Consider the following 1,722-nt stretch of genomic DNA (forward strand, 5'->3'; position numbering starts at 1 on the left):
ATGTTTGGTGGCGATAGCGAAGAGGTCACACCCGTTCCCATTCCGAACACGGCAGTTAAGCTCTTCAGCGCCGATGGTAGTTGGGGGTTTCCCCCTGTGAGAGTAGGACGCCGCCAAGCCATTTACAAGATCAGCCATCCGGCTGGTCTTTTTTTGCGTTATTTAGAATTCTTAAACATGATTCTATTCAGCGAGAGCATCTTGAAATGATTACTTTAGATCAACTGGAGCCAGCGAACCATTTGGTTCAAAAAATGGAGGCCGCCAGTGACTTCTCATTCATATATGACTTGGTGAAAGATATGTATTCAGAGGTAGGCCGCCCAAGTATTGATCCCATTATTTTAGTTAAACTGACATTCATTCAATATACCTTCGGTATTCGTTCCATGTGTAAAACGATTGAAGAAATTGAAACAAATATGGCTTACCGTTGGTTCTTAGGCTAATGGTTTCCATGATAAAGTGCCTCTTTCAACGTTCGGGAAAAATTATGAGCGACGCTTTAAAGATACGGACTTATTTGAACAGATTTTCTATTACATCTTAATGATAGCTACTGATAGAAAGTTAATAAGTGCAGAACACGTATTTGTTGATTCCACACATGTGAAAGTCAGTGCGAATAAGCGGAAATTTGGAAAATCGTTCGCAAGGAAACACGAGCGTATCAAGGACGACTTTAAGAAGAAATAAATCAAGACCGTGAAAACCATAATAAAAAACCTTTTCCACCGGATAAATTTAATAAGGAAGAAATCAAAGAAATTAAACAAAGACAACTGACCGTGAGAGTGGCTACTATGTCAAAGATGAACGAACAAAACAGTTTGCCTATTCATTTCGTGCGGCTGCCGACCGCAACGGTTGTACTGGGGACAATTGTAACACCTTGAAATACTCATGATAGTCACAGCTTAGAGCCATTTGTTGGACAAGTAATTGAAAAAGCAAGGAAACCAGAAGCTGTTGCCGCAGATGCAGCTTATACAAAACCGGAGATTACAAGCTATCTATTTGGTCATAAAATAACACCGGCTTTACCGTATACACGTCCTCGAACAAAAGAAGGATTATTCTGCAAACATGAATATGTTTATATGGAAGAAGCAAATCATCTGCGTCATCATAAAGATGAAAAGCCCATCTATGCGAAACGTAAAGAAAAGATTGAGCGTGTTTTCGCAGATGCAAAAGAAAAGCATGGCATGCGTTGGACTACTTTAAGGGGACTTAAAAAAATTGTCGATGCAAGCGATGCTCAATCTGCCATGAATGTAAAGAAGATGGCCAATTGGACATGGCAAGGTCCAAAAATGCCTAACATAGTGGGGCTCGTAGAGAGCCAATTCCTTAATATTGGGCAAAATTCAAAGGGAATTTCAAAAGGGGTTCGGAATGTTTTGATTTCGACTCCTTTTGTCTACAAACTGAACTATATAGATGTTGCTCTGGAAATCTATTCTTAATCTAAGATTGGGAAAGGGAATTATTTATTGTGAAAATGTGTTGACTTTAAAGTGAAATAGGATTAATATAAATAAGCACCAACTAAGACAAACGAAATACTTCATCCGATTTTGGCAGATTGCTAGAAGAAAATAATAACTATTGACTTCTTACTATGAAAATGATAAGATGAAATGGTCGCTGAAAAACACAGCGATTTAAAATAAGTTAAAAACTTCGCAGAAGTTGACAACTAATCAATAAGATGTTATG

Annotated in this window: 1 rRNA gene and 1 pseudogene; both read left to right on the forward strand. The window is 38.2% G+C overall.

Annotation, left to right across the window (positions count from 1 at the left end):
* Positions 1-3 precede the first annotated feature (3 nt).
* A 5S ribosomal RNA gene (gene rrf, locus ACQKKK_RS26210) occupies positions 4-119 on the forward strand.
* 87 nt (positions 120-206) lie between these two features.
* Positions 207-1,469 (forward strand): annotated as a pseudogene (locus ACQKKK_RS26215) (transposase).
* Positions 1,470-1,722 lie beyond the last annotated feature (253 nt).

Source organism: Peribacillus sp. NPDC006672 (assembly GCF_050274955.1).
Lineage (GTDB): Bacteria > Bacillota > Bacilli > Bacillales > DSM-1321 > Peribacillus.